21 protein-coding genes and 2 pseudogenes are annotated in these 26,732 nt (G+C 62.7%); 9 read left to right on the forward strand and 14 right to left on the reverse strand.

Going from position 1 to position 26,732, the window contains the following annotated elements; all coding sequences use genetic code 11:
- Positions 1-12: 12 nt before the first annotated feature.
- Together AYM40_RS09615 and AYM40_RS09620 are read left to right on the forward strand one after the other, a co-directional pair.
- Positions 13-456, forward strand: a complete 444-nt coding sequence (locus AYM40_RS09615) for a hypothetical protein (protein WP_063496019.1) — start codon at positions 13-15, stop codon at positions 454-456.
- A 21-nt stretch (positions 457-477) separates the two neighbouring features.
- Positions 478-2,097 (forward strand): T6SS phospholipase effector Tle1-like catalytic domain-containing protein, encoded by a 1,620-nt coding sequence (locus tag AYM40_RS09620; RefSeq protein ID WP_063496020.1) that lies wholly within the window; start codon positions 478-480, stop codon positions 2,095-2,097.
- Positions 2,098-2,428: 331 nt separating this feature from the next.
- Here AYM40_RS09620 and AYM40_RS09625 read toward each other — a convergent pair whose 3' ends face one another.
- Positions 2,429-3,319, reverse strand: a complete 891-nt coding sequence (locus AYM40_RS09625; RefSeq protein ID WP_063496021.1) for a LysR substrate-binding domain-containing protein — start codon at positions 3,317-3,319, stop codon at positions 2,429-2,431.
- 119 nt (positions 3,320-3,438) lie between these two features.
- On the opposite strand from AYM40_RS09625, the gene AYM40_RS09630 reads away from it, so the two are divergent.
- Both AYM40_RS09630 and phnX read left to right on the forward strand, forming a co-directional pair.
- The gene (locus AYM40_RS09630) at positions 3,439-4,668 is read left to right on the forward strand and encodes a 2-aminoethylphosphonate--pyruvate transaminase (protein ID WP_063496022.1); all 1,230 of its coding nucleotides are present in this window, start codon (positions 3,439-3,441) and stop codon (positions 4,666-4,668) included.
- A gap of 142 nt (positions 4,669-4,810) precedes the next feature.
- Positions 4,811-5,614 carry a phosphonoacetaldehyde hydrolase gene (gene phnX, locus AYM40_RS09635; protein WP_063496023.1) on the forward strand — a complete coding sequence of 268 codons (804 nt, stop codon included), beginning with the start codon at positions 4,811-4,813 and terminating at the stop codon, positions 5,612-5,614.
- Positions 5,615-5,706: 92 nt separating this feature from the next.
- On the opposite strand, the gene AYM40_RS09640 is transcribed toward phnX, so the two are convergent.
- From AYM40_RS09640 to AYM40_RS09660, 4 genes are all read right to left on the reverse strand, one after another.
- On the reverse strand, positions 5,707-8,658 hold the full coding sequence (locus AYM40_RS09640; RefSeq protein ID WP_181448412.1) for an Hsp70 family protein: 2,952 nt from the start codon (positions 8,656-8,658) through the stop codon (positions 5,707-5,709).
- The gene (locus AYM40_RS09645) at positions 8,655-10,505 is read right to left on the reverse strand and encodes an Hsp70 family protein (RefSeq protein WP_063496024.1); all 1,851 of its coding nucleotides are present in this window, start codon (positions 10,503-10,505) and stop codon (positions 8,655-8,657) included. Before AYM40_RS09645 ends, AYM40_RS09640 begins: the two co-directional genes overlap by 4 nt.
- Positions 10,502-11,101 carry a DUF2760 domain-containing protein gene (locus tag AYM40_RS09650; protein ID WP_063496025.1) on the reverse strand — a complete coding sequence of 200 codons (600 nt, stop codon included), beginning with the start codon at positions 11,099-11,101 and terminating at the stop codon, positions 10,502-10,504. Before AYM40_RS09650 ends, AYM40_RS09645 begins: the two co-directional genes overlap by 4 nt.
- An 834-nt stretch (positions 11,102-11,935) precedes the next feature.
- Positions 11,936-12,157: a hypothetical protein gene (locus AYM40_RS09660; RefSeq protein WP_063496027.1), complete on the reverse strand. Its 222-nt coding sequence runs from the start codon at positions 12,155-12,157 to the stop codon at positions 11,936-11,938.
- Between the two features lie 446 nt (positions 12,158-12,603).
- Here AYM40_RS09660 and AYM40_RS09665 point away from each other — a divergent pair, with 446 nt between their 5' ends.
- The 3 genes from AYM40_RS09665 (at position 12,604) to AYM40_RS09675 (ending at position 16,572) form a co-directional block, all read left to right on the forward strand.
- Entirely contained in the window at positions 12,604-13,470 is an 867-nt protein-coding gene (locus tag AYM40_RS09665) for a protein-L-isoaspartate O-methyltransferase family protein (RefSeq protein ID WP_063496028.1), read from the forward strand.
- Positions 13,471-13,767: 297 nt separating this feature from the next.
- Positions 13,768-16,023 (forward strand): catalase/peroxidase HPI, encoded by a 2,256-nt coding sequence (katG, locus tag AYM40_RS09670; protein WP_063496029.1) that lies wholly within the window; start codon positions 13,768-13,770, stop codon positions 16,021-16,023.
- A gap of 87 nt (positions 16,024-16,110) precedes the next feature.
- On the forward strand, positions 16,111-16,572 hold the full coding sequence (locus AYM40_RS09675) for a CHRD domain-containing protein (RefSeq protein WP_063496030.1): 462 nt from the start codon (positions 16,111-16,113) through the stop codon (positions 16,570-16,572).
- A 44-nt stretch (positions 16,573-16,616) separates the two neighbouring features.
- Here AYM40_RS09675 and AYM40_RS09680 read toward each other — a convergent pair whose 3' ends face one another.
- Together AYM40_RS09680 and AYM40_RS43675 are read right to left on the reverse strand one after the other, a co-directional pair.
- Complete coding sequence (locus AYM40_RS09680) at positions 16,617-17,309, reverse strand: cytochrome b/b6 domain-containing protein (protein ID WP_063496031.1); 693 nt, start codon at positions 17,307-17,309, stop codon at positions 16,617-16,619.
- A gap of 28 nt (positions 17,310-17,337) precedes the next feature.
- Positions 17,338-17,469 (reverse strand): annotated as a pseudogene (locus AYM40_RS43675) (TIGR00366 family protein); the annotation flags it as partial.
- Positions 17,470-17,753: 284 nt separating this feature from the next.
- Between AYM40_RS43675 and AYM40_RS09685 the strand changes: the two are divergent.
- Positions 17,754-18,608, forward strand: coding sequence for an urea carboxylase-associated family protein (locus tag AYM40_RS09685; protein ID WP_063496032.1), 855 nt, complete (start codon positions 17,754-17,756; stop codon positions 18,606-18,608).
- Positions 18,609-18,651: 43 nt separating this feature from the next.
- Here AYM40_RS09685 and AYM40_RS38320 read toward each other — a convergent pair.
- Positions 18,652-18,795, reverse strand: a pseudogene (locus tag AYM40_RS38320) (LysR family transcriptional regulator); the annotation flags it as partial.
- Between the two features lie 155 nt (positions 18,796-18,950).
- On the opposite strand from AYM40_RS38320, the gene AYM40_RS09695 reads away from it, so the two are divergent.
- A complete protein-coding gene (locus AYM40_RS09695; protein WP_063496034.1) occupies positions 18,951-19,661 on the forward strand; it encodes an SDR family NAD(P)-dependent oxidoreductase in 711 nt (236 codons plus the stop codon).
- A gap of 310 nt (positions 19,662-19,971) precedes the next feature.
- Here the strand turns inward: AYM40_RS09695 and AYM40_RS09700 are convergent, their stop codons facing one another.
- From AYM40_RS09700 to AYM40_RS09725, 6 genes are all read right to left on the reverse strand, one after another.
- Complete coding sequence (locus AYM40_RS09700) at positions 19,972-20,472, reverse strand: hypothetical protein (RefSeq protein ID WP_063496035.1); 501 nt, start codon at positions 20,470-20,472, stop codon at positions 19,972-19,974.
- Positions 20,473-20,567: 95 nt separating this feature from the next.
- Complete coding sequence (locus AYM40_RS09705) at positions 20,568-21,632, reverse strand: RES domain-containing protein (RefSeq protein ID WP_063496036.1); 1,065 nt, start codon at positions 21,630-21,632, stop codon at positions 20,568-20,570.
- Between the two features lie 155 nt (positions 21,633-21,787).
- A complete protein-coding gene (locus AYM40_RS09710) occupies positions 21,788-22,105 on the reverse strand; it encodes a hypothetical protein (RefSeq protein ID WP_148662148.1) in 318 nt (105 codons plus the stop codon).
- Positions 22,106-22,374: 269 nt separating this feature from the next.
- On the reverse strand, positions 22,375-22,884 hold the full coding sequence (locus AYM40_RS09715) for a hypothetical protein (RefSeq protein ID WP_063496038.1): 510 nt from the start codon (positions 22,882-22,884) through the stop codon (positions 22,375-22,377).
- Positions 22,877-25,129 carry a hypothetical protein gene (locus AYM40_RS09720; RefSeq protein ID WP_236720930.1) on the reverse strand — a complete coding sequence of 751 codons (2,253 nt, stop codon included), beginning with the start codon at positions 25,127-25,129 and terminating at the stop codon, positions 22,877-22,879. The genes AYM40_RS09715 and AYM40_RS09720 overlap by 8 nt, the downstream gene beginning before the upstream one ends.
- A gap of 68 nt (positions 25,130-25,197) precedes the next feature.
- Positions 25,198-26,730: a tyrosine-type recombinase/integrase gene (locus AYM40_RS09725; RefSeq protein WP_063496040.1), complete on the reverse strand. Its 1,533-nt coding sequence runs from the start codon at positions 26,728-26,730 to the stop codon at positions 25,198-25,200.
- Between the last annotated feature and the right edge of the window lie 2 nt (positions 26,731-26,732).

The raw sequence follows: 26,732 nt of genomic DNA on the forward strand, positions 1-26,732 counted from the left end.
CCATATGTCTGGTTGGAGCGCTCCGGAGCGCGGAAAACCCCTCGCAATCAGCTCACCAACAAAGATCTGAACGCCGAGGTTGCGCTCGATGTGAAAGGTAACGCTTCAAAGCTAGTTGTGCAGAGCTTCCTTAACATCTTTATCGACAAGTACTGGGCGGGAGACGTCGCCGACCATGCAGGTGGCGGAGCCGCCGCCTGCTGCTACCCGGGTCTTAAGGATTGGAGCCAACCCGTCACAGTCACGTGGACGTGGGGCGCCAAAGAAGATCCGAAGACCAAGGCCATTACGAAGCTCCGCGAACAGCGCACGGTTGTCGCCCGTTTCCCGGCAAGCGGCCCGCACAGCGATCACGATCCGATGAAGGACGACGCCTACGTCTGCGTGATTCTGCGTGACCTCGACAAGGCAGAACTTGCGTTTTCGCCCTCCAGATTGGGCTGCGCCGACAAGTAACCCACGACTACAGGAGAGCCAATGACTGTTCGCCAAGCCGGCGCACCAATTGCCGACCAGGAATTCAAGCTGGCCGCCCGTCAGGGCGGAGACAAGCTCATTGGTGAACTCTTTCGCCCGGATAACAAAGACGGCCCGCACTCTTTCAAAGACGCCAAATGCCGCCTGTATCCCAAGCTCAGCTTCTTCTTCGACGGCACCAATAACAATCTGGAGCGGGACACTCCACTTAACCGGCTGTCGAATGTGGCCAAACTCTATCGCACCGCTGTCGACGACCGGCAAAAACGAGGCGCTTCGCCAACCTACATTCCAGGCGTTGGCACACCGTTCAAGATTCGTAAGATCATGGGCTACACCGACACACTCGAGGATGATCAGGGCGGCATGCTCGGACTCGGGTTGGGCGCCGGTGGCGACATGCGCATCAAGTTTGCGCTCGCCGAGTTTTCCCAAATCCTCGAACGCGAGTGGAGTCCACCTTCATGGAAATACATGCAGTTCATCAGCCTCGCCATCTTCGGCTTCTCGCGTGGAGCTACTGAGGCGCGTGCCTTCGTGCGAAAACTGATTGAAACCCGGTGCGAGCGCACCGATGGTGGCTTGCGGTGGAAAGCGCCGGATGGCGAGCGCGTGCCGCTGCGTATCAGGTTCATGGGCCTGTTCGATACGGTCGCGTCGGTCGGCGGACCCGCACTGCATCTCGATTGGGGCGCGGAACTGGCGATCCCGCCCGAAGTGGAGCGGTGCGTGCATTACGTCGCCGCGCACGAGGTAAGACAGGCATTTCCACTCGACTCCGTGCGGGTAGACCGCGCCTATCCCGCCAACTGCGAGGAAGTCGTCTACCCCGGCGTGCATTCGGACGTGGGCGGCGGCTATGCACCCGACGAGCAGGGCCGCAGCAACCGGCTGTCGCGCATCCCGCTGCGCCATATGCTTGCCGAGGCCCTGCGTGCTGGCGTACCGCTGCGATTGCCGGAGCAGTTGACGCTAGACTTTCGTGAGGATTACACACTGCCGGACGACGATCCGGTGGTGAGCCTGTATCGCGGCTACATGGCGGCCCTGCCTGCTGCGAGCGGCAGCGACGTGGAATCACTGATCCAGGCCCATCGCCGTCTGAACTTTCAGTGGCGCAGCATGATGACCCGGCAGTCCACCGACACGCGCGTACTCGGGCAGCTCTATGGCAAGGTCAGTCGGACAGCCTGCGCGAGCGTGCCACCCGCCACCGATAGCGATCATCCCGCCTGCTCGCCCAACAGGTGGGTCTATGACGTCCCGCCCCGTCCTGAAGAACAGGCGCGGCAACTGCTTGCCGAGCAGCGCCGCCTCGTGCAGCGGGTCGCGTTTCTGCGCAACCCCGTCGATCCGCGCGCCGGCAGCCGCGACTGGCCGCCACCGGCACCGCGTCCACGAAGCGCCTATGAAGAACAGATTCTTGCTGCGTGGGATGAGCAAAACGCAGTGCCATCCGCGGTGGACGGATTGCTGGCGGAATACGTGCATGATTCGGTGGCGCACTTCACGTCGTGGCCGTGCGCGTTGTACGACCCGCGCGGCATTTATTGCGACCAATCCAGCTACTTGGCCGACAATCGCGGCATCCGCCAACCTGGGGGTGCCGCTGCGGCCTAGCCATCCGCCAACCTGGCGGTGCCGCTGCGGCCTAGCTGCGCTGCCCGGTGAGCGGGCGTGTCGTCGATAACGTGGCAGAGAGTCCGCGCGGACGCTTTCGAGGTCAGCGGACAAGCGCAATCCGTATCAACACGTGCCGGATGATGCGCACGTCGAATGAATCGAGCGCGTTCGATTCGCCGTTAGCCGCCGAAGCGGGCTCAGCGGCGCAACGTATATCCGGCCGAACATAACGTCGGCCATCTGTTGTTAGAGCTGTTGTTAGAGCTGTTGTTGGAGCTGTTGTTGGAGCTGTTGTTGGAGCTGTTGTTGGAGCTGTTGTTAGAGCTGTTCATCGAGCCGTTGATTGAACCGTCACGGCTACGCCCGTCAACTCCACAGCAAACAACGCATCCAACAGATTCGACCCCGGCCGCCCGGCGAGCCGCGTGAGCGATTCGATCATCTGCACCTGGCAATCCTGAAGCGGAATCATCCTGATCCGCCGCGATTCGTTAAATTCGGCGCGCGCGATCACGCCCACCCCCATGCCTTGCGCAACCGCTTCCTCCAGCGCTTCACGCCCGTCCACATACATCACCGGTTCGACCTGCAACGACTCGCGCACCAGTTCGATCTCCAGCAACTGCTGCGTGACCGATTGCGGCTCGCGAAAAATCATCGGCTGCTGCACGAGTTCCGCGTAGCTCAGCTTGCGTTTTTTCGCCACTGGATAGCTTGCCGGCACCATCGCCACCAGCGGATCGCGCCGCAGCACGCGCGACTCGAGCCGGCTATGCACCTGCGGGGCGGCGGTAATGGCGGCATCGACCGCGCTCGACAGCACACGCTGCATGCAGTCCGCGGCATTGGCGATCGAGAGCGTCACGACGATCCCCGGATGCAGCTTGCGAAACGCGCCGATCAACGCAACCGCCAGATCGGGCGCGTCGGCGACCAGCGAGAGCGAGCCGGATTCGAGCCCACCCGCCGATTCGAGCAGTTGCCGCGCGTCGCGCTCGCAACTGAGCATCTGCCGCGTCACGCTGAAAAGGCGCAGACCGAGTTCGGTGGTTTCGACGCCGCGCGGGCCGCGCTCGAACAATTTGACGCCGAAGTCCTGCTCGAGCCGCTTCACGTGATCCGACACCGCCGGCTGCGTAAGCGACAGCGCCTGCGCCGCCCTGGAAAACCCGCCATGTTCCGCGACCGCATGAAACGCCCGCAATTGCGCGTATTGCACGTTTGCCTCGTCGATAGATAAGTTTTTACGATACCTTCATCAATTATATCGATTTTACCGATGGGCAGCGTTTCTGTACTGTGTCAAGCACCGAAACAGCGATATCGGAGATTCCGAACATGGAAAGCGCGATCGACAGTTCCCCGGCAGTGTCCGCAATGCCGTCAACCGTGACCTGCACCGCGCCGGCGAGAGGCGAGCCGTATCTGTTGACCCCGGGACCGCTGACCACGGCGCTCTCGACCAAGGAAGCGATGCTGCGCGACTGGGGCTCGTGGGACGGCGACTTCCGCGCAATGACCGCCCAGCTGCGCCGCAGCCTGCTGGAGATTGCCGGCGATACCGCGGGCGAGTACGACTGCGTGCCGCTCCAGGGCAGCGGCAGTTATTGCGTCGAAGCGATGCTCGGCAGCCTGATTCCGCGCGACGGCCACGCCTTGGTGCTGGCCAATGGCGCCTACGGCAAGCGCATTGCGACCACCCTCGGCTATCTCGGCCGTGCCTGCACGGTGCTCGACAAGGGCGACTACCTGCCGCCGCGCGGCGCCGAAGTCGAAAGCATGCTGGACGTCGATCCGCGCATCACTCACGTAGTCGCGGTGCATTGTGAGACCAGCTCCGGCATTCTCAATCCGATCGAAGAAATCGCCGCCGCCACCGCGAAAAAAGGCCGCAAGCTGCTGATCGACTCGATGAGCGCATTCGGCGCGGTGCCGCTCGATGTGCGCCAGATTCCGTGCGAGGCCTTCGTGTCGTCGGCGAACAAATGCATCGAGGGCGTGCCCGGCTTCGGTTTCGTGATCGCCCGCAAGCGCGCGTTGCAGGAGGCCAAGGACCGCAGCCATTCGCTCTCGCTCGACGTGTACGACCAGTGGGACGTGATGAACCGCACCGGCCAATGGCGCTTCACGCCGCCGACGCATACGGTGGCTGCGTTTATCGAGGCATTGCGTCTGCATAAGCTCGAAGGCGGCCAGGCCGGGCGTCTCGCGCGTTATGCGAATAACCGCGACGTGCTGGTCGCGGGCATGCATGAACTCGGTTTCGAGCCGTTGCTGAGCGCGCGTTGGCGCTCGCCGATCATCGTGACGTTTTTCGCGCCGGCGCATCCGTCGTTCAAGTTCGAGCGCTTCTATGAATTGATGAAGGAGCAGGGTTTCATCATCTATCCGGGCAAGCTGACCGTAGTGGACAGCTTCCGCATCGGCTGCATCGGTCAGGTGGATGAGCATGTGATGCGCCGCGTGGTGCAGGCCTGTGCGCAGTCGTTGCAGGCGATGGGCGTCGACCACGCCGCGCCGCCGGCGATGGCGATCGAAGAACGCAAGACGCTGGCCGAAGCGGCGTGAACAGGGCGGCCTGGGCGCGTGGCGCGTGGGCCGCGCATCGGTGATGCACGGATCAAGTCTTGGCCCCACAAGCAGTCGTACACAGCCATATATACGCGCGGCGCGCCGCGCGCGCTTTACAACCTCCTGAGTATCGAAGTAAATGAAACACGTAAAAGCAGTGATTTTCGACTGGGCCGGCACGGTGGTCGACTATGGTTCGTTGGCGCCGATGGGCGCATTTGTCGAGACGTTCGAGCAGTTCGGCGTGTCGATCACGATCGACGAAGCACGCGGCCCGATGGGTATGGCCAAGCGCCCGCATATCGCCGCGTTGATGGCGCTTCCGCGCGTGTCGCAAGCATGGGCCGACAAGTATGGCCGCGCGCCGGGCGAAGCGGACATCGACGCGGTGTACGACGTTTTCGTGCCGAAAAACATCGCGGTGGCCGCGAGCTACAGTTCGGTGATTCCGGGCGTGGCGGACGTGGCGAGCGCGCTGCGCAGCGACGACATCAGGATTGGCACGACCACCGGCTATACGCGCGAAATCATGGCCGAGATCGTGCCGGGCGCGGCGGCCCAGGGTTTTTCGCCGGATAGTATTGTGTGCACCGGTGACACGCCGGAAGGGCGCCCGTCGCCGTACATGATCTACAGGACGTTGCCGGAACTGGGTGTGTGGCGCGCCAGGGACGCGATCAAGGTCGACGACACCGAGGTCGGCATCGAGGAGGGCATCAACGGCGGCACGTGGGCGGTGGGTGTCGCCGTGAGCGGCAATGCTTTTGGCATGGCCGAGGAGGATGTCAAAGCGTTGGCGCCGGATGAATTTGCATGGCGGCGCAAGGCGGCGATCCAGAAGTTGCAGGCCGCCGGGGCGCATTACGTGATCGATAGCGTTGCCGATCTGATGCCTGTCGTGCGTGAGATCGATGCGCGCCTGGCGCGAGGCGAGCGGCCTTAAGTTGTCGACGCGCGGGCTTCGGTGGGTCTCACCGTGCTGCGCGCGGCGTCGAGCACGATCCGCTCACCGTCCCTGACGAATTGCTCGAGCCGTCACGGCGTTGCCGCGATCAGCTTCAGCCCGGCGGGCAGCGATTCGCCGAACACCCGGCCTTCGTCGGCGTCATCGAGCTCTACGGTCTCGCTGACCATCGTGATCCACGCGCGCGGCGCATTGGCCGTTTCGAGCCTGCGCACTACCGTCTGGCGCAACGCCTCGGGCAGGTCGCGCGAGCGGTCGCCGGTCATCCGGGCGATCTGCACGGCGGCGAATGCCGCGGGGTCGACCTTCTTCCAGTCGAGCGCGAGGATTGCGTCCAGCCACTGTGCCGCGATGTCCGGCGGCACGACGCTATGCGCGCTGCCATAGAACGGCCGCCGCGCGCCGATGCGGCCGACCGCCCACCAGCTCTGATGGTTTTCCGCGGGCTTCTTCAGCCGCGTGAGCACGGACTCGCCGAGCTCGATCTTGCGTTCGACCGGAATGCGTTCGAGCGATGCAGCGAGCCGGACCATGTCGGTGAAGCCGGTTTTCGACACGTCGAACGGCAGCTTATGGCGCGATTGCGCGGCTGTTTGCAGATAGGCCATCGCGTCGAGCACGCGCAGCTGCGCGCTTTCGTCGAGGCCGCCCGCGGCGCGGCGCCATAGCGTCCACCATTCCGACCAGACCTGGCTGTCGTTGACGTACTGGATGCCGTCGTCGAAGAGCGACCAGAGTTGCGCGACGCGCCATTCGTCGAGCGGATAGCCGAAGCCCGGCCGTACGCAATAGCCGGCCAGATTCAGCCACAAGCGTTCGTGGTCCGCCGAGCGCCGCCGGCGGCGCGCACGTTCCCATAGCGCACCGAACAGTTCGCGCAGCAGCGCGCTGTTCCAACCCTCGCGCGCGCCGAGCAGCTGTTCGAGTTGCGAACGCAGGCGTTTGACTTCCTTGGGGTCGACCTTTTGCGCGCGCGAGCCGAAGCAGCGGTCGATATGGTCGATGGCTTCGCCGAGCGCGGGGTGCCGGGCTTGCGCCGGATCCGCCGACAGGTTCGCCTGGGCGCTCGCCTCGGCGTCTGCGTGGCGCAACTGGAATTCGAGCAGCCAGCGCTGCGCCGGATTGTCGAGCTCGATGCAGTGGACTTCGAGCGTGCCCACTTCCGTAAGGGAGGTGGCGATCTGTACCGCGGTTTCGCCACGCACCGTGCTCGCGCCGCGTGCTTGCACGATCGTCGCGATGGGTGGCAGCCGAACGAAGTCGCCTTGCGCAAGATTGGCAAGTTCGCCTGGTTGGTAGAGCGTGTCCGCGCTTGAAGAGGCCAGGTGAAAGCGCACAGGGTGTCCGAGGCGCAGTGCGAACGTGCGGTCTTCGATCCGGATCTCGTGGCCTTCTTCGGTGCCGCGCGGCAGCAGGCAGATGCCGCGTTGCGCCGGTTCGGCGTCGCGTTCGCCCGCGCCGGTGTCGTCCAGCACGAGGAAGTAACTGCGCGCCGAGCCGCCGCCGATTTTCGGCGCCTGGCCCGCGCGGGCGAGCGCATAAGCGACCGCGCCGCGCGCCACGGCGACGTCCGGATTGTCGTTGTGCAGAACATTGAGCGGCTCGCCGCGCCATGTGCCCAAGGTGCTGGACAGGCGCTGCGTGAGCGCCTCGGCGCGAAACACGCCGCCGTTCAGCAGCAGCGTGTCGGGTACCGGCAAGGACTCGTCCTGAGCTTCGGCTGTATCGGAGGAATGCGCGGAGGAACCGGCAGAGGAATCCAGCGCTTTACGCGACTGCGCTGCGAAACGGCTCAGAAACGCCGCGATATGACGCGTCACTGCCGCATCGGTGGCATAGGGCAGGCCGAACTCGACGATCGCACCGCGCGGCCTTCCGGGCCGTTCGTGCGATGCCACCGCCGGAAAGAATCCGTCGACGATGATCTGTTCGACTTCCTCGCGCGTGACCTGCGCCGTGCGCGCGCCGCCGATCAGCTTCGAGCCCGCGCCGAGCAGCGTGATCGAAGCGGATTCCGGCGCGTGCGGGCCGAGCAGTTGTTCCTTCGCGCCGCGGCAACGTTCGACGAGTTGCGACAGACTCGCCGCCGACAAACGCTGGCGCTCGTTGCCCGCTTGAGGCAAACGCGCCTCGACCCGATGCGCGAGCGCGAGATCCATGTTGTCGCCGCCGAGCATCAGATGGTTGCCCACGCCGATACGCGTGAGCTCCGGCTCGCCGTCGCGCATGCGGACTTCGATCAGTGTGAGGTCGGTGGTGCCGCCGCCGACGTCGCAGATCAGCACGAGCCGGGTGTCCGACAGTTCAGTTGCAAGGCTGTCCCGATGATGAAACAGCCAGTCGTAGAACGCGGCCTGCGGCTCTTCCAGCAGCCTTAAGGTGGGCAGGCCCGCCATCCGCGCCGCTTCCACCGTCAGCGCGCGCGCGCCTTCGTCGAAAGAAGCGGGCACCGTCAGCACGACGTCCTGCGCTTCGAGCGGCGCATCCGGAAAGCGCTGGTTCCAGGCCGCCCGCACGTGCGCCAGATAGCTCGCGCTGGCTTCGACCGGCGAGACCTTGCGGACATCGTCCGCGGCGCCCCACGGCAGAATCGGCGCGACCCGGTCCACCGACGCGTGCGACAGCCAGCTCTTTGCACTCGCTACCAGCCGCCCCGGCACCTGGCCGCCGAGCGTACGCGCGAGCCGGCCGATCACGACCGGCTGATCTACCTGGCCTGGCGCGCTAGCGTCCGAGCCATCGGCCGCGCGCCAGGGCAACTGCAAATCGCCCGTGCTCAGCTCGTCAGGCGCGGCGTGATACCGTACTGAAGGCAGGAGCGGCCGCGCGGCGACTTCGCCGAGACTCACCAGCTGATCGATCTCGAACACGCGAATGTCCTGCGAACCCGCCGCGGGATCGCCCGCCGCGGGATCGCCCGCCGCGGGATCGCCCGCCGCGGGATCGCCCGGCGCGGCATACGCCAGCACCGTGTTGCTGGTGCCGAGATCAATGCCGACGCGGTAGCGCTTCATCTCGGTCATGCATTGGCGCTGCCGCGCACGTCGAACTCGACCTTCCAGCGTTCGTCGGTGCCGCGCGGTATGGCTTCGAGTTCGAGCGTACCGGCCTCCGTGACGCGCGCATGGAGTTTGACCGGCACGACTTCACCGGCGGTGCGGCCGGCGGACGGCAGCGTCGCCTGGATTTCTTCGAGCTCCTGCAATTCCTCCGGGCCCCAGAAGTCGAGCAGCGTGCCGACCTGATCCTGACGGCGCACCGACGAGCCGAAGAAGCGGAAGTGCACCGGCTCGCCGACGACCAGCCCGAACTCCTGCGCCGGCAATTCGGCGTCCGTGCCTTCCTCCATGCCGAACGGTGCGACGCACAGCGCCTGCACCGGCGGCTCGAGACCGGGGACGGCGGGCATCGCCGATTCGATGGCGATGTAGTACGCGCGTGCGGTGCCGCCGCGAATGCGCACGCCCTGGCCGCGCCGCACGTAGCCGTAATAGGCCGCGCCGCGCGCGACGGCGAGATCGAGATCCGCGCCTTCGAGCAGGCGTGCTTGCGGCGCGCCTTCGGCGCTGAGCCAGCCATGGAGCGTGCCCATGATCCGCTCGACCAGCAGCGGCGACTTGAACACGCCGCCGTTGAAGAGCACGGCGGTGGGATGCAGGAAGGTCGCACCTTCCGCGGTGGCGATCTCGCGCAAGCCTTCGAGCTCGGCGAGCGCACCCACCTGACGGCCGAGGAAGGCCGCCAGATGCCGCGTGATGCCCGCATCCTGCGCATACGGCAGGCCGAGCTGCGTCAGGCCGGCACGCGCGCGGCTCACCGGGCGCGCCGCGCTGTCGACCTGCGGGAAGAAGCCTTCGAGAATCGTCTGGGTCAACTCCGCACGCGTGAGCTCGGTGCGGATCGAACCGCCGATCAGCTTCGAACCGCGGCTCGGCACGACGAGCGGCACGGTATCCGTCGACGGGTCGCCAAGCTGCGTTTCCTTCGCCGAGCGGCAGGCATAGGTGAGGGCGCGCAGTTGCCACGCGTCGGCCTGGGTCCCTTGCGCTGCAAGCTTGCGCGCCACGACGTGAGCAAGCGCGAGATCCATGTTGTCGCCGCCCAGCAGAATGTGTTCGCCGACCGCGACGCGATGCAGTTCGAGATTGCCGTCGCGCTCGACCACGGCGATCAGCGAGAGGTCGGTCGTGCCGCCGCCCACGTCGACCACGAGAATGATGTCGCCGACCTTGACCTGTTTGCGCCACTGGCCGCCGCTCTTCTGAATCCAGCTATACAGCGCGGCTTGCGGTTCTTCGAGCAGGGTCATGCGGCCGTAACCGGCGGCCTCGGCGGCTTCGGCGGTCAACTCGCGCGCGGCCGGATCGAACGACGCGGGGATCGTCACCGTGATGTCCTGCTGGCTGAACGGGGCGTCCGGATGCGCGTGGTCCCACGCTTCGCGCAGGTGCGTCAGATAGCGCACCGAGCTTTCGAGCGGCGAGACGCGTGCGACTTCAGGCGGTGCATCGTTCGGCAGAATTGCCGCGCGACGGTCGACGCCTGGATGGCACAGCCAGCTCTTGGCGCTCGACACGAGCCGGATCGGTGTGGCCGCGCCGCGGCTGCGGGCGAATTCGCCGACCGCGAATTCACGCTGGCCGGTCCATGGCAGGTACAGGTCGCCCGAGGCGAGTTCGTCCGGGTGCGGCAGGTAGAGGAAGGAGGGCAGCAGATCGAGGTTGTCGATCGCGCCGGGGCCGGTGAGTTGGGCAATCGGCAGCACGCCCTGGGCGGTCTTTTCGCCGTCGCTGGCCGTGGTGTCCACGTAGGACAGCGCGCAGTGCGTGGTGCCCAGATCGATACCGATTGAAAAACGCGCGTCGCTCATAGCTCCACCTCGGCCGGTGCGATCACCTTGGCGTTATGGCTGCCGGCCAGTTTCGGCAGACGCACTTCGTCGACCCGCCAGCCGCGATGGCTGATGCTGCCGTTAAACGGCGCCTTGCCGACGACGTTGCCGGTCAGGCGAATCGAGGTGGCGTCGAAACCTTCGGCCAGCGTCACGCGGCTGCCTTCGGCTTCGTCGCGCACCGGACGGATCGTGAAATGCTCGCGCAGCGTCGCGCGGCAGCCCGCGTGCACGAGGCGCGCGGCGGCGCCGATGTCGGCGTCGCTATAGCCCTTGATGTCTTCTTCGACGAAATCGATGAAGCGCGCGTCGCGTTGCAGCAGGCCGAGCAACTGGAGCGCGGCGTCCGGGCTCGCTTCCTTCAGCGTGGGCGCCGGCTGAGGCGCGGGGGCCGGTGCCGCGACAGGCGCGGGCGTGGCGGCGGGAGGTGCGGCGCTCGCGGCAGCGGCGCTGCCCGCGGTGCCCTTACGCAGGCGCAGCACTCCGGCGGCGAATTCGCCATCGCCGAGGATGCCGAAAAACGTACTCACGGCAAGTGAAATCCTGCCGAGGAAAGAGGGGGTCGAATCGTTCATGAATGCTCCTGAGGGGCTCTGTTAAAGGACGAGCTGTCCTTGCTGTGCCGCATGCGGCGGGCTCCACTTGCCAGATTGGCGTGCTGGGCCGTTGTCATGCGTCATTGCGAGGGTCGGCGGCAGGTAAGCCGCCAAAGTCTGATTCATCCGGTCGGCGGCGCGTTCTACACGCGCAAAACCCGTATTTTGCCTTGTCGCGCGCCCGAAGCGGGCAAAGCCGGCAATTCTAGCGCTCCACACGCTATCAAGCGGAAAAATCAGTCGATGCCGACCGCGATGCCTTATGTCTTTGGCAACGTGGATTTTCCGCCACGACTGCGCGGCTTCGGCTCTATACCCACGCGGGGATCGCGCGCGAGCACGAGTGCCGTCATTCTTGCCGCGATGGTTTCAAATGCCGGTTCGTCTTGCGGCACATAAAGCCACTTTCCGGGTACCGTATGCGGCCGCAAGGCACGGTATTTCATTCTTCCATTCGCATACCATGACGGAAAGGCCGCGCAAATTTGCACTGTTCATGCTCAGACCCATGCACTATACGGTTCATTGGGAATCGGTCCGGGAGTCAACGTGAGAGAAGCCGGCGTGTAAGCCGATGCGAGGCGCGCCGCATATGGCCGCCATGATAGTCGGCCTGATAGGGCTGAGCGCGCTGTCCGTGTCGATCACCTGGGTGGCCGCGGTTGTCGTCGATTACGACATGGCTGGTCTGAGCCCGGCTACTGGCACGACTTCTTTGGCTACTACTATCCGAGCGCCGGGTTGCTGCATCCTTTGCACGTATTGCAAACCGTGTTGCTTGCCGGGCAGGTTGACAACCCGTCCGGCCTCCCTTCATCGGGCGGTCGTCAGCATCAGAATGTAGGTGATCGTCGACACAACGATGACGCACACGCCGGCCATGACCTTTGTGTGGTTGAACTCGACGAGGCCAAACACGCAAATAGCGATGCCGAAAACCGCCATCAAAGTGCCGATGGCCGCAAGGAGGACGCATACCTTGTTTCCCGTCGTTTCCTCCGGATTTTCACTCGCTTCCACCTGATCGGGTTCCATGTGGAATCCTTGCGCGACACGAGCGCGCGGCCTTCAGCCATCGATAACCGGCGGGGGAGATTGTTCAGGCAATCTGGCGCCCCTGCGTACCGGTACATTCATTGTAGAAAGTCTGGTTTACACATCAACACGCGTTGCGCCTACAGCAGTCGGATGACGAGTTAGGACTGGATGCCGGCGACAACCGGCTTTTCGATCGCCGGCAGTTCGAAACAGAATGCCGTGCCCGTTCCCGCGCGCTCGAGCAGACGTATCTGGCTGTGCAATTGCAGCATGCGCAAGCGTCGGCACCACGCTGTTGCTGGCGGCTTATGCGGCCGGCGCAGCGCAGGACAAGGGAGTTTCTGGATCCCGGTGTGCAAGCATATGCGCATACATTCGGCTAAGCTGAGACGGACAGCGTGAGTCGATCACGCTTTGAAAGACTGACACCCAGAGGTCCCGAAATGGATCGTCAGCAAAAGCTTGCCCTCGTCCGCCGAGCGTATGCGCGGCGGCTCATGGCCGCAGCCGGCATTGCAAATCCGGGCGTCGAGGCGGCATTCGCCGCTGTCGAACGAGAACGCTATCTGGGTCCGGGGCCGTGGCCGATCCTGCGTTCCGTCGGCTACATCCCCACGCCTGACGCCGATCCTGTCCATCTCTACGACGATGTTCTGATTGGCATCATTCCGGAACGTGGCCTTAACAACGGCATGCCGTCCTACCACGTGCCGCTTCTCGCAAGCGCCGGCATTCGAGCTGGCGATCACGTGGTCCATATCGGAGCGGGTGTCGGTTACTACACGGCCATCATGGCCTGTCTCGTTGGCCCCGCCGGCAGGGTCACTGCCATCGAGTTCGATGCCGGCCTGGCGAGGCGTGCGGCTGTGAATTTCTCGACTGCGCGGAACGTTCAGGTTCTTCAGGGCGACGGATTCTCGATGTCCTTTGATTCTGCTGATGTGATCTATGCCAACGCGGGCGTAACCCATCCCGCCGACATCTGGCTCGATCGTTTGAACGACGGTGGCAGGTTGATTCTCCCCCTCACGGTGGAGAGGACCTGGCTTCCTGGTGGCGCGACCCCGATCTCTCCATACGGCGCGGTATTTCGAATTGAACGCGATGGGGATGAATATTTCGCCGCCTGGATCTCCGCGGTCGGCCTCTACCCGTGTGAAGGAGGGCGCGACGACGCGTCGGAAGCCGCGCTCGACGCCGCCTTTCAAAAGGGCGGCTGGCGTTCTGTGACACGCTTGTATCGCACCGGTGATTTGCCAGATAAGCGATGCTGGTTGCGTGGAACCCGGTGGGCCCTGGCCTACGACTGATCGCCTTATAGTCGTGGCCTATCATCGGCATTGCAATAATCGCCTTCTGTTGACGGTAAGTCGCACCTATATTTTGAGTTGCAGTAGCTTGGCCGACGCGAGCCAACCTCGCCCAGCGCACACCACAACACCCGTCATCGGACGAAGAGCATGCGCGTCGGGTAATCGACAGTGGCGCACCCAAAGCGCCCACTATGATTTCCGGACTACCCTGCCTGCGCGGATCGGCAATGCATCATAGAATCCAGACGCCGTAGCAGAACACGTGGTGGGTATGTCCTCTCAAGGAGATAACGCATGTCAAACGAAGCAAAGTGCCCGTTCAATCATGCCGCCGGCGGCGGCACGACGAATCGTGACTGGTGGCCGAAGCAACTACGGCTGGACCTGCTCAGCCAGCACTCCAACAAGTCCAACCCGTTGGACAACGGCTTCAACTACGCCGAGGCTTTCAAGAGCCTTGATCTCGCTGCGGTGAAGAAGGACCTCGCGGCGCTGATGACCGATTCGCAGGACTGGTGGCCGGCAGACTTCGGCCACTACGGTCCGCTATTCATCCGCATGGCCTGGCACAGCGCCGGCACGTACCGTATCGGCGACGGCCGCGGCGGCGCCGGGCGCGGCCAGCAGCGTTTCGCGCCGCTCAATAGCTGGCCGGACAACGTCAGCCTCGACAAGGCTCGCCGCCTGCTGTGGCCGGTCAAACAGAAGTACGGCCAGAAAATTTCCTGGGCCGACCTGTTGATCCTCACCGGCAACGTCGCGCTCGAAACCATGGGCTTCAAGACCTTCGGCTTCGGCGGCGGTCGCGAGGACACCTGGGAGCCGGACCAGGACGTCTACTGGGGCGACGAAAAGACCTGGCTGGGCGGCGACGTCCGCTATGGCAAGGGGGCAGCCGGCAAAGACGAAGGCGTGATCGTGGCCGACGAAGCATTGCACGGCAGCGAGGTCAGCCGCGACGACAATGGACGTGTCCTGGAAAATCCGCTTGGCGCCGTCCAGATGGGCCTGATCTATGTCAACCCGGAAGGTCCGGACGGCAAGCCTGACCCGCTCGCCGCGGCAGTCGACATCCGTGAAACCTTCGCGCGCATGGCCATGAACGACGAGGAGACGGTCGCGCTGATCGCCGGTGGCCACGCCTTTGGCAAGACGCACGGCGCCGGTCCTGCCGACAACGTGGGGGCGCCACCCGAGGCCGCCGGTCTCGAGGACCAGGGGTTGGGCTGGAAGAACAGCTTCGGCGCCGGCAAGGGCGGCGACACGATCTCCAGCGGTCTGGAAGTCACCTGGAGCACCACGCCGACGAAGTGGGGCAACGGCTACCTGGAGAACCTGTTCAAGTACGAATGGGAACTGTCCAAGAGCCCCGCCGGCGCCAACCAATGGGTCGCCAAGGATGCCGGCGACACGATCCCGCACGCTCACGATCCCTCGAAGAAGCTGCGGCCGACGATGCTCACCACCGACCTGTCGTTGCGCTTCGACCCCGCTTACGAGAAGATTTCGCGGCGTTTTCTGGAGAATCCCGACCAGCTCACCGAGGCCTTCGCCCGTGCCTGGTTCAAGCTAACCCACCGCGACATGGGGCCGCGCGCCCGCTACCTCGGTCCGGAAGTGCCGGCCGAAGAACTGCTCTGGCAGGACCCGATCCCGGCGGTCAACCACCCGCTGGTCGATGCCCAGGACATCGCTTCGCTCAAGCAGAAGGTCCTGGCATCGGGGCTGTCCATTTCGCAGCTGGTCTCGACAGCCTGGGCCTCGGCGTCCACCTTCCGCGGTTCCGACAAGCGCGGCGGCGCCAATGGCGCGCGTATTCGCCTCGCTCCGCAGAAGGACTGGGACGTCAATCAGCCCGAGCAACTGGCCAAGGTGCTGAAGGTCCTCGAAGGCATCCAGAGCGAATTCAACGGCGCACAGTCTGGCGGCAAGAAGGTTTCGCTGGCCGACCTGATCGTACTGGCCGGCAGCGCCGGCATCGAGAAGGCGGCAGAGAAGGCGGGCCGTCAGGTAAGCGTGCCTTTCACGCCCGGTCGCATGGACGCTTCGCAGGACCAGACCGACGTGGAATCCGTGGGCGCCCTCGAACCGGTCGCCGATGGCTTCCGAAACTACCTCAAAGGCAAATACAGCGTTCCGGCCGAGGCGTTGTTGATCGACAAGGCGCAATTGCTGACCCTCACCGCCCCCGAGATGACTGCGTTGATCGGCGGCTTGCGTGCTTTGAACGCCCATGCCGGGCAGAATCAGCACGGCGTGTTCACCGACCGGCCGGAAACGCTGACCAACGACTTCTTCCGCAACCTGCTCGACATGGGGACGGAATGGAAACCGGTTTCGGCAGCCGGGGACATGTTCGAGGGGCGTGACCGCAAGACCGGCGAGTTGAAGTGGACCGGCAGCCGCGTCGATCTGGTGTTTGGTTCGCATGCTCAGCTGCGGGCCTTGGGCGAGGTCTATGCAAGCGAGGACGGGCAGGAGAAATTCATCCGCGACTTCGTCGCAGCCTGGGTCAAGGTGATGAACCTCGACCGGTTCGAACTCGCCTAAGCGGGTGCGAGGTCCCGTCGGGGCTGTGGCCCTGACGGGACTTTGCCTTCGCACGCTGGCGGATTATGTCCAAAAGGAGAAAACCAAATGTCACGATCCATCTCGCAGCGCGCCTTCATGGTGTTCGGTGGTCTAGCCTTGGCAGGTGCATTGAGCTTGGCGCAAGCGGCACCGGTCTCATTTGACGTGCCGTTGACGGGTGCCCAACAGGTTCCGCCCGTGCAGACTCCAGGCCGCGGCAGCGCCAACCTCACGTACGACTCCAGTACGCGGGTCGTTACCTGGAACATCAGCTTTAGCGGATTGTCGAGTCAGGCCACGATGGCGCATTTCCATGGGCCCGCCCCGGCCGGCACAAACGCCGACGTGAAGATCTGGCTCTCGCAGAAAGGCAGCATGGAGACGACGAGCCCGTTCAGCGGTCAGGCCACGCTATCCCCGGACAACGCCAAGATGTTCGAAGCCGGCGACATGTACATCAACGTTCATACCAAGAACAATCCGAACGGCGAAATCCGCGGCCAGGTGGTGCCGCCAAAGAGCAACTGACGCGACCATCGAAGCGGCACCCTGAGATCAGGTTCGCGGCAAGCTCAGAGATATGCCGCGAGCAGCATCACCACGGCAGCGCCTACGCCGAGTGGCAGCAGCGCGAGCAGCGCTGGTGTCTGTCGCGGTGCGTCGATGGACAAGGGCAAGAGCTTGTAGCCGGTTAGCATTGGACGCAGCAGGTTGTGTCCCTTCGCTACCGCATAGAGAGCGATCACGAGCACGTGCAGCATCACCGCAGCGAGCAGCACGTACCAAACAAGCCCGTGCAGTGTCGAAATCGCATTGGCGAGCCACGCGGGCACCACTTCGCTCAACGGCCCTTCGTCGGCAATGTCGTTGTTGACGTAGAGCCCGCTCAGTGTCTCGACCAGCAGCAACGCGAGCAGCAGCAGGACCATCCAGCCGCCGGCCGCATTGTGGCCCACCTGCACATCCGGCTCGCGGCGAAACAGGTGGCGCAAATGGCGAAGTGCAGCCGCGGGCGACGCCACGAAACTGCGAAAGCGCGCGGTCTCACTGCCAAAGCAGCCCCATAGCAGCCTGGAAACAACCAACGCGAGCAGCGTCTCGCCGACCCGGATGTGCCAGTCGATCCAGTTCAGCTTCAAGGTGACATAGGCCGCCGTGACCAGCACCACCACCAGCCAGTGAAACAGTCGCACCGGCGCGTCCCAGACCAGCACCGGGCGGCGGACAGGCTGTGCCGGCCGCGTGACAGTCTCGTGAGCATCCATGTGTCGTGCCTCCTTCTGCAAGCGGCTGGAAGAGACGCAGGCCCGGCCTGCACACCACGCCGAAGAATAGCAACTCGGTGACGCAGTAGTTCATCATGTTCCGTACGCCAGGCCCCGCAATCGCGAGCGCCGGCAACGCGCAGAACCTTTGCGCCATATTACCGTCTCCATCCTGTCCTCGTCGGCCTCAGGATGGCCCTGCCAAACGTGCGTCATTTTAAAATCCTTAAATATGACGCAGAACCTGGCGAGTTCGAACCGCGCTGCCTTCCCCGACATCAAACCGACGCGTACCCTTGTGAAGCGCACAGGGCAGAGGGCTGTACAGGAGTGCGGACCTGCCAGGCCGGTGTATCGGCAAACGCCCGGGGTTACAGGTCGATACCACTAAGGGTGCATCGGCTGGTGCTGTCTTGACGCCAGTCCCATGAAGGAGCATTCAGCATGTTGAACTACCCTGCCGCCTATCAATCCACCAAGGGTTCCGCACTCGACGTCGACAAGGCGTTCTATCAACGCGTCGCCTCACAGCACGACACCCGTACGCTGATCGAATCGATCGTCGTGCCGATCCGCTCGGGTCAGGCGTGGACCGTGGAAGCCGGCCAGATATTTCGCATCGTGACGATCGAAGGTCCGCAGGTGGCCGACCTGAATATCTGGAGCCTGCACAACCCGCGCGAGCGTATGTGGGCCGCGCGCACGCGCCAGTTGCAACAGGCGCACGTGAGCACGTTCGACCGCCTGTGGTCGACGCTGCCGTTCCTGCGTCCGATGGTGACGATCACGGACGACAGTCTCGCCGACTACGGCGTCGACGAGCATGGCGGCCGCGTTCACGATCTGCTCGGTACGCGGTGCGATCCCTATGTGAACCGGATGCTGACCGGTGAGGATTTCCATTTTCACTGCCACTCCAACCTCACACGCGCGATTGCTCCGTACGGATTGACCGAATACGACGTGCACGACGTGCTCAACGTGTTCCAGTGCACCGGCCTGAATCTGGAAGACAAATATTTTATGAAAGCATGCCCGGCAAAGAAGGGCGACTACCTCGAATTCTTTGCCGAAATCGACTTGCTGTGCGCGCTGTCGACCTGTCCGGGCGGCGATCTCTCGGTGCCGATGTGGGGGCCAAACGCGCGTGATCCGCTGGAGGTGTGCCGGCCACTCGGCATCGAGATTTACCGGCTGGCGCCGCAAATGCTGGATGGATGGGCGCCGCCATCCGTCGCTGCGTACAAGGGGCAACATGGAATGCTGCTGCAGCAGCCGAAATGGAAATGCGGTTGTTGATGATCGACTGTGCCGACGAGCGGCACGGCGTCTTCGCCCTTAGCCAGAACTCCAGCAGATGCGCCGCTGCCTCGGTCGGCTTGACGCTGCGCGCCTCACGCTCGAAGAGTGTCGTACCCAGCGCGTCCTCCAGCAGCTTGATCTGCCGCGTGATCACGGACGGCGACGTATTGATGTGGTCCGCAGCGCAGGCCGGCTTTGCGGTGACATTTGTTCCTCTCGCGCAAAATAGTTTGTCCATAGCGGGTGTTTGCTCGGCGCGCGAATACACCTAGATTAGGCACCTATCGGAGCCACCGGCCCCGTGGGCAAGAAAGCCCAATCCAATATTCGAGGTATTCCATGAGCACGTCGCAAAAGGTCGTAGTCGTTACTGGTGCATCGCAAGGCATTGGCGCGGAGACCGTCAAAGCATTCCGCAAGCTTGACTACCGCATCGTCGCAACGGCACGCAGCATCAAGCCGTCCGAAGATCCCAACATCGTGACGGTGGCGGGTGACATCGCTGACCCAGCGACGGCGCGTCGCGTAATTGCAGAGGGCGTGGCCCGCTTCGGCCGCATCGACACGCTGATCAACAACGCCGGTGTCTTCATCGCCAAGCCGTTTACCGGTTACACGGCTGAAGACTACGCTGCGGTGACGGGCGTGAATCTGAACGGTTTCTTCTACATCACGCAGTTGGCGATTGCTGAAATGGAGAAGAACAACAGCGGCCATGTGGTCAGCATCACGACCAGCCTGATCGACCACGCCATCGACGGTGTGCCGTCGGTGCTGGCGTCGCTGACGAAGGGCGGTCTGAACGCAGCCACGAAGTCACTCGCAATCGAATACGCGAAGCGCGGCATCCGCGCGAACGCGGTTGCCCCTGGCATCATCAAGTCGCCGATGCACGCCCCCGGAACGCACGCGGCACTCGGCGCACTCCACCCGATGGGCCACATGGGCGAGATGAGCGACATCGTCAACGCGATTCTTTACCTGGATGCGGCGCCGTTCGTGACGGGCGAAATTCTGCACGTCGACGGCGGTCAGAGCGCTGGGCACTGAAGCAACACGATATTTCTAATGAGCCAGAACCGGACATTTCTATAAAGCTACTACAATCTAAAATGTTGATTCTTGGCACCTATGGCGTGGTGTTGCGTTGGTTTTGGTTTTTCATATTTTGTTATATTTCAACGGGTAAGGCGACCGACTTATCCACAGGATATCCACTTTTTCAGGGGTTTCGTGTTGCGTGACCGGAGCACGGGCATTTGTTGCGTCAATGCTCATCCGAGAACGCAACAGGGTGAGGCGCGGCGACGTGATGCCGCCAGAGTCAGTGTTGCGTTCCCGCCGGTCCCTTGCTTCCGATCTAGGGCCGGCTTTTCGGTTTCACACCCAGTTCCCACAGTATGTCGATGTTCCTGAGATACGTAGCGACGTTCTCGGCCGAGCTGTGGATGATCGAATGTTCGTGGCCGTCAGCGCTGTCGACTTTCGCCGACCATGGGTCTTCCAGACTCTGGCAGATGTCGTTGATATCGTCGTGATACTGCTCCAGGGTTTCCGGGTCCCAGCTCCGCACAACATCAGGGGCCAGCAGCACCGAGAGCGTACCTTTCCGCTCGCCGATATACCGTACCGGCGCGAGCAAGCCACTGATGTAAAGCACCATAATCGCGTCGATCACGCGATCGTCATGATCCTCATCCCAGATGATGGCGAAGTCGAGGAACGCGCAACGTTCGAGCCGGTTCATGAACTCGTTGTGCCAGACCGGTGCCCGCAGAACAGAGTAATGGGTTCCCCGGCCGAGATTGCCCACGGGGCGCGTTTCATCGTGCAGGGTCTGGAAGAAGGGGCAGTAGGACATGTAACACTCCTTTCGGGAGAGAAGCGGCTTCCGCCGCGAAGCTCGGCCATTTCGTAGCCGAGGCATCATCGATACCGTAACAACGGAGGGCCTCGCTATTCGTCCTCGAAGTCGACGTAGGCGACGTCGATCTCCCGAATTTCCACGAGCCTTGATGCTCCTATCGTGACCAGCTCGGGGTCGAACAGAACGATGTTCGAGCCGCCAGGCGCCATGGCACTTGGGTACCGAATGCCATCATATAGGCCACTTTTCCGGATGCGCTCGACCAGTTTCTGGCAGGGGAGGTACTCGTGCTCGTCGTCTGTACGACGCAATGGTCGCGACAGTTCCTCCCCAAACGCTCGAAGCAGGTGCTCCAGTTCCAACTCGTATCGAGGAACATCATCGGCAAACGGGTTCGATGGGCGCACGGGTTTGTTCAGATCGACCAATCGAAGGCTTCGGACAGCGTGGACCTCGGCAACCGAAACCAGTAGGCCGCGCGCGGGCCGAACCTCGGCAATCGCTGTCGGTTCTTGATCGGCGACGTAGAGCACAACTTGACGTAACCGGTTTGCTCGCCCTGGCTTCGCTTTGCCTGCCGGCGGGGCACCGATGCCAACGCCAGCGTGGGGTTCAATAGTCCCGCCAATTTGCGTAAAGCCGAGGCGCGCTCGATACAGGATGGCTCCAGGGAGGACGTCGGCTTCTTGTCGGCCCAGTTCTTCGTCGAACAGCATCGGCATACGAGGTTTTCTACGTGGGTGCTCTTTGACCGCCGCACAGTACTCGTTCCATTCATCGAGCATGGTGGGACCAGTCCACGATCGACGATACAGCTCGTGCGCCCGAACTGGCGACTCGCCGCTGTCGTCGTCCCAGCCCGTTGCCAGAATGTCTTCGAGCAGGCCCGCTGCTCCATCAGAGCAATACAGGCCATCCTCGAACACTTCGTAATCCCACTGGATGGCATAGATGAGCATCTCGCCGCTCGCGTCATCGCTGGGAGCATACAACTGCATCAGATTCCTGAACGGCTCGTAGAGAACGTCGATATCGATAACCTTTACGCCGCTGGCCCCGCAGTAGTCGCAAGCGCCAATGCCGTTGCTTCGATCGCGGGCATATTCGCGCACCCATTCATGCGCGAAGCATTCCGGGCAACACTTTTTCGCCATCACAATGTCGCATCCTCACCTGTAGCGACTTGCATTTGAAACGGGCGTGCTTGCGTTCCATTGTCGCCTGCTCACATTATCTGCAACCTGCACAGGAGGGCGTTGGCGTTGGCCCGAAACGGCTAGATTTCGCCACGTCAGCCACGGAATTGCCTTCACTTACAGGATGTCTGCCCTGCATAGGTAACACACGTTGGACCATCATTGTCCTGTTGCCGTGCCCGCTGCGTCTGCTGACCGGAGTTCCAGGCCCGCATGCTGCTGTCAAAGAGCGTTTCATGAGGCTGCTCTTGCTGCTGCCGCTGCTCCTGCAATAGTTGTCGCGCCATCTCGTTCCCTTGCTGCTGTTGCAAGAGGGCCTGATCGTGCATCTCATTACGCTGCGTAGCGTACGCGTCGCCCGGTACGTACTGTGCGTGAGCGGTTGATGCGGCAGCTAGTGCCAGCATGGTCAATGCAATGTACTTGTTCACGATCGTCACCTCGCGCCCGCGTAGACAAAGGGGCTCAACTAGCATAGCAGACGGGACTTACGAGGCCACATGCGCAGACAGACAGCCGAGTGCATCGAGGAAAGAGGGGTGCCCTCAAGAACGGCTGAATGCAGGCATGGATGCAGATAATCCGAGCACGCGCATTCCGTCAGTTGCAGTTATTTCGAGCAGGAAACCGCGTCGATTGCAAGTACGGCCGGTTTCAAATGCAAGTCGCTACATCTAGTGCCTGCTATATGGCCCCTCGCTCAACGCCGCTTTCTTCTGCCGTCTGTGGAAGCCGGCTTTGCCCGCATTTCGGACGTCATCGAGGACACTGTCGCGGCAGGAACCGCGCCAAGCTTGTCGAGTCTATCGCGTGCCTCGCGATACTGCTCATAGAATTTCGCCCACTTGCTGAAGCCACCGAGTTCGCCGACGGCACGCAGCATGGCGAGGTGGGAGGCGGTAAGCAACTGCACGGTGGCCTCGAGCTCTGCAATCCGGATATCCTTGTCGGCGAGCGAGGTCGCGGTGTCGGAGCCGGAACGCTTTGCGACGCGGCCGCGCCAGCGCCGGTATTCCGACTGGCGCTGCTGATACTCGGCAAGCAACCTGCTGCGCAATTCGCTGCGGGTAATCGACGATGCCGCCTTGATGGACGGATGCAGCCGGGCAACGGCGCGCGCCGTGATGTCTCCGTCGTCGGCCAGCAACGTCTCGAGAATCTCGCGCATCTGCTCGTCACCAGCCAATGCCGTTTCAATGGGCTCAGTCATCAAGTACTCCACGTGGTCGGGGCAGTGAGAGGTCGACGCCATCGGGGAAGGGGTGTTCGCCCGGCGGAGTCGCGAGCAGCTTCTGTACGCCAGCCAGCCGTTTTTCCGCATGCTCTAGCTGGTTTTTCCAGCCGATACTCGTCGAAGGACGAGCTCTGATCGTCTCCAGTGCCTGCTTGAACGTGCCCTCGAGCCGGATCAGATTCTGCCGATGTTCCGGCAGGTCAGTCGCCGAGAGATGCCGGCAGTCAGCGAAACACTCGAGATGCTTGGGGCAGGGGTCGACTGTGAACGAGTTCAGGCAGTGCCCGTACGGGGTCGCATGGAATCCGTCCGCCTCGGCGCGCAGGTATTCGTACGCAGCCGCGTCGCCCTCGGTGGCCTGGATACGCAGGAAGGCACCGACGATCGGCCCGCTGGCCCTGCCGTCCTTGATGAGCCTGGCTACGGTGCTGGCTTTCTCGCCGAGCATGATCTCAATGTCCTGCGGAATCTCGATCTGTTCGAGATCCTCAGCCAGGCTGCGATGATCGTACTCGTAGCTCTGGGTGACACTGCGCCGGTTGAAGCGCTTCGAGATGATCGTATCCGCAACACCTAGGCGGAACAGTTCGGTGTTTTGTAGATGACGCAGCATGTGCGACTCGATCTTCAAGGCCCGGTCTTCATCGGTCTGGCCATATTTTTCGAACAACGATGGCAGGTTCTTCGCGTCGCCGAGCGCCTGTCCGATGAACGTAGGGTCCGGGCGGTTGACCGCCATGTAGCGCGCCACGTCGCACAGGCCATCGTTGCGCTCTTCGGCGAGCGAGCGCTTCGGCTGGAGGAACAGGAACTCCCACGGTTGAACGGACCCAACTGCCAGCGGCAGGGGAGTGAGGTCGGATACCTTCGTCGGCGTCGTGAGCCGGATGTGTTCCTCGAGCTCGCCGACGTGCAGATGCGTCGCATGCCATTCCATCCGATCGAGGAGTTTGACCGGCGAGCCGTCGCCATGGCGGAAGCACAGACTGGTCTCGCCCTCAAGCATCGCTGTTTTCAGGCGATTCCCGAACTGATAGACGGCCATGTCGAGAGTCAGGTCGCCACTGCGCCGCCGTTCATGCTGGTATTCGTGCAGTTCAGCAAGGACCGCGGGATCGAAGCCATCCCGATAGCGTTCGATGAACGGTTCCCGTTCAATTTTCAACCAGAACGGGTTGCCCATGAGGCGTGTATAGATTTCAATGACGGGCACGACGCTGTCGAGCGAATACCATGGCAGCAGCCGGCCCGTTTCGCATTGCAGCTTCAACGTCGCACGCAGTGGCTCCGTGATCCGGGCCACGTGGTCGAGTGTCTCTGTCAACAGCGTCCGGAACATCTCGGGCACGGGCTGGGTCTCTTCACGCAGCACGCGGCTGTCGGTCTCATCCTCCTGCTGCTTTTCCGCGAAGTGGCGCAGCATCAGGGACGTCGAGATGCCGCCGGATTCGCCGGCTGGCCGTCCCTTCGAATCCATGTACGTTCGCTCCCGCTTCCAGTCAACCGGCAACAGTGCGACTTCACCTGCACGCATGCCGGTCACGATCAAGGAGCGCATCGCGGCGAACCGCAGATCGTCCATGAACGTTCTCGGCTTTTCAGTCATCACGATGCGGGTCAGCTCCCAGAACGCCCGACGCTCCGGCAGACGCTCGCCACGCTTGCGGGCCTCGAGATCCTCGCGAAGCTCTTCCTGCGACCAGGTATGTTTCGCCTTGATCGCACTTTTCATTTTCATGCGCGGAACAGAGAGGGACGAGTACAGTGGACCGGCGTCGCAGATGTGCTGGGCATCGAGCACTGTCTTGATGATGCCGACCACCAGGTCTCCCAGCTTTCCTGTGGCCTGGATTGCTTTTCCGACACGGATCGCCAGACGCAGATCGTCGACGGTCAGTTGCCAGGGGTCCTTTTCCACGCACGTTGCAACCACCCGTAGCGGCCGCGCGATGTTTTGCATCACGTGTCCGGTAGTGTTCCGCTTGAACAGCAACTGTTCGGCAACGGCCGCCTTGATCAGATCCTGCCACGCTGACGATAGCGGGCGTCGGGGCAGCGGCGTCAGGCCCCGCTCTGCGCGCTCCGTGTTTACGATCGCCAGTGCCTTCGCATCAGGTCCCAGGTCTCGCAGGTAATAGGTCGGCGGCGGTACGTCGCCGGCAACGACGGTGAGGTTCCATCCGACGCCGTCGCATGCGGCGCCTGTTTCGTCGAGAGGCATGCGCCATGACAGGCCTTTCTCATGGGCCAGCGTTTTGCCCAGATCGATGAACGCGGAGTAGTGTGGATTCATCGGTTGTCGGCTTCCAGTTCCTCGATGACTGTCTGTATCTCGGCGATCGTGCGCTGCAGTTGCAGATAGGCAGGCGACCTGGTGTCGCCGCGGGAACTCTGGTCGAAGAAGATCACCACTTCGCGCATCTCGGCCAGCACGCGCTCATGCATCGTCTTGTCGTGCAGGGGCATGAACTTCCTGCATCCGTAGCACGACGTGACCGGGTTGTAGGGGCAAGCGGGCTGACCAGATTTGCAGCCGCCGATACCGGCGATCGGAATTCCGTGAGGCACGCCGGCAATCTGTTGCTCCCCTTTGAGTTGGGTGAGCTCTTCCGGGGAGATGAACCGGTCGTGCGCAATCTTCGCCACACGCCGGTATATGTCCGACGCACCGAGCGCCCGGTTCACCCGCTCCGCGTGGGTGGCCGATGTCGCGTAGTAAACCAGCCCGGTCTGCACATGCGAATGGCCCATGAATTCAGCGAGCTCCTCATGACTGGCACCGGCGTCAACGAGTCGCTGCGCCGCGGTATGACGAAGGTCCATAGCGCAAGCATCGTCGCCGATCAGGATTTCCACGCGGCGGGCAATGCGAGATCCGGCTTCATGATTGGATTTGACGCCGAAGACGCGATCATTGGCATCGCGCCCCTGAGAGTCTGCATACGCAACCAGCGCGATGAACAATATCCCCCATTCCTGTTTCACACGACGGACCATCGGTCTCTTTCGAAGCTTCCCCTGTTGCTTGACCATGAGAAACGTGAGATGCACGGTCGGCTCGCCACTGTGTTCCAGATCCCATATCCGTACGTCACGCATCGTCAGCATCGCGATCTGAATCGGACGCATGGCAAACTGGTAGGAACAGAGCACCATCGCCGCATCGCAAAGTGCCTCGTATGGAAGACTTGACCAGCCGCTTGTCCTAATGAGATTCGACGTTTCATCCAGATAGCGCACAATCGCGGCTTCCTCGTCAACGGACAGAAACACATCGCCTGATCGCACACGGGCATACTTGTCTGTTGCGGGGCCGGGCAGGCAAGCGCTGACATAGGCCAGATATGACTCGGACCAGCCATACAGGCGATGCCGGCATAGCAAACGCAGCACGGCCTTGACGAAACGATAGGCGTGAACGACTAACTGGCGGCCGCGCAGCGTCATCCATATCGTTGATATGCGGGTTGGTCCGGCTTCGACGATGCGTTCGACATCATGAACATCAAGATGCATTGCTGCGTTCAGAACATTGAAGCAGGTCGAGATATGCAGGTCTTCACCCAGCAGGAAGACCAGCAGATGCTTCTGGAGGGTGCCGTACGAAGAAGGGTACCGACTAAGATCAAGCCGGAACAGTCGACCATTGATGTGAAGCCCGAGGATATCGGCCTGGCGGACTTCGGGCACGGAGCGCAGCGTGTCGTCGAAGTCGTCGTAGTAGCGCACGACCGGCGGCAGTTCTGGCAACGACGACACCATGCTTTCAAGCACCGATGGCTCGATTCCCAGGTGAGTCTGGGACGACGGAGCTTTTTGCATGT

Origin of the sequence: Paraburkholderia phytofirmans OLGA172 (assembly GCF_001634365.1) — a bacterium.
Lineage (GTDB): Bacteria > Pseudomonadota > Gammaproteobacteria > Burkholderiales > Burkholderiaceae > Paraburkholderia.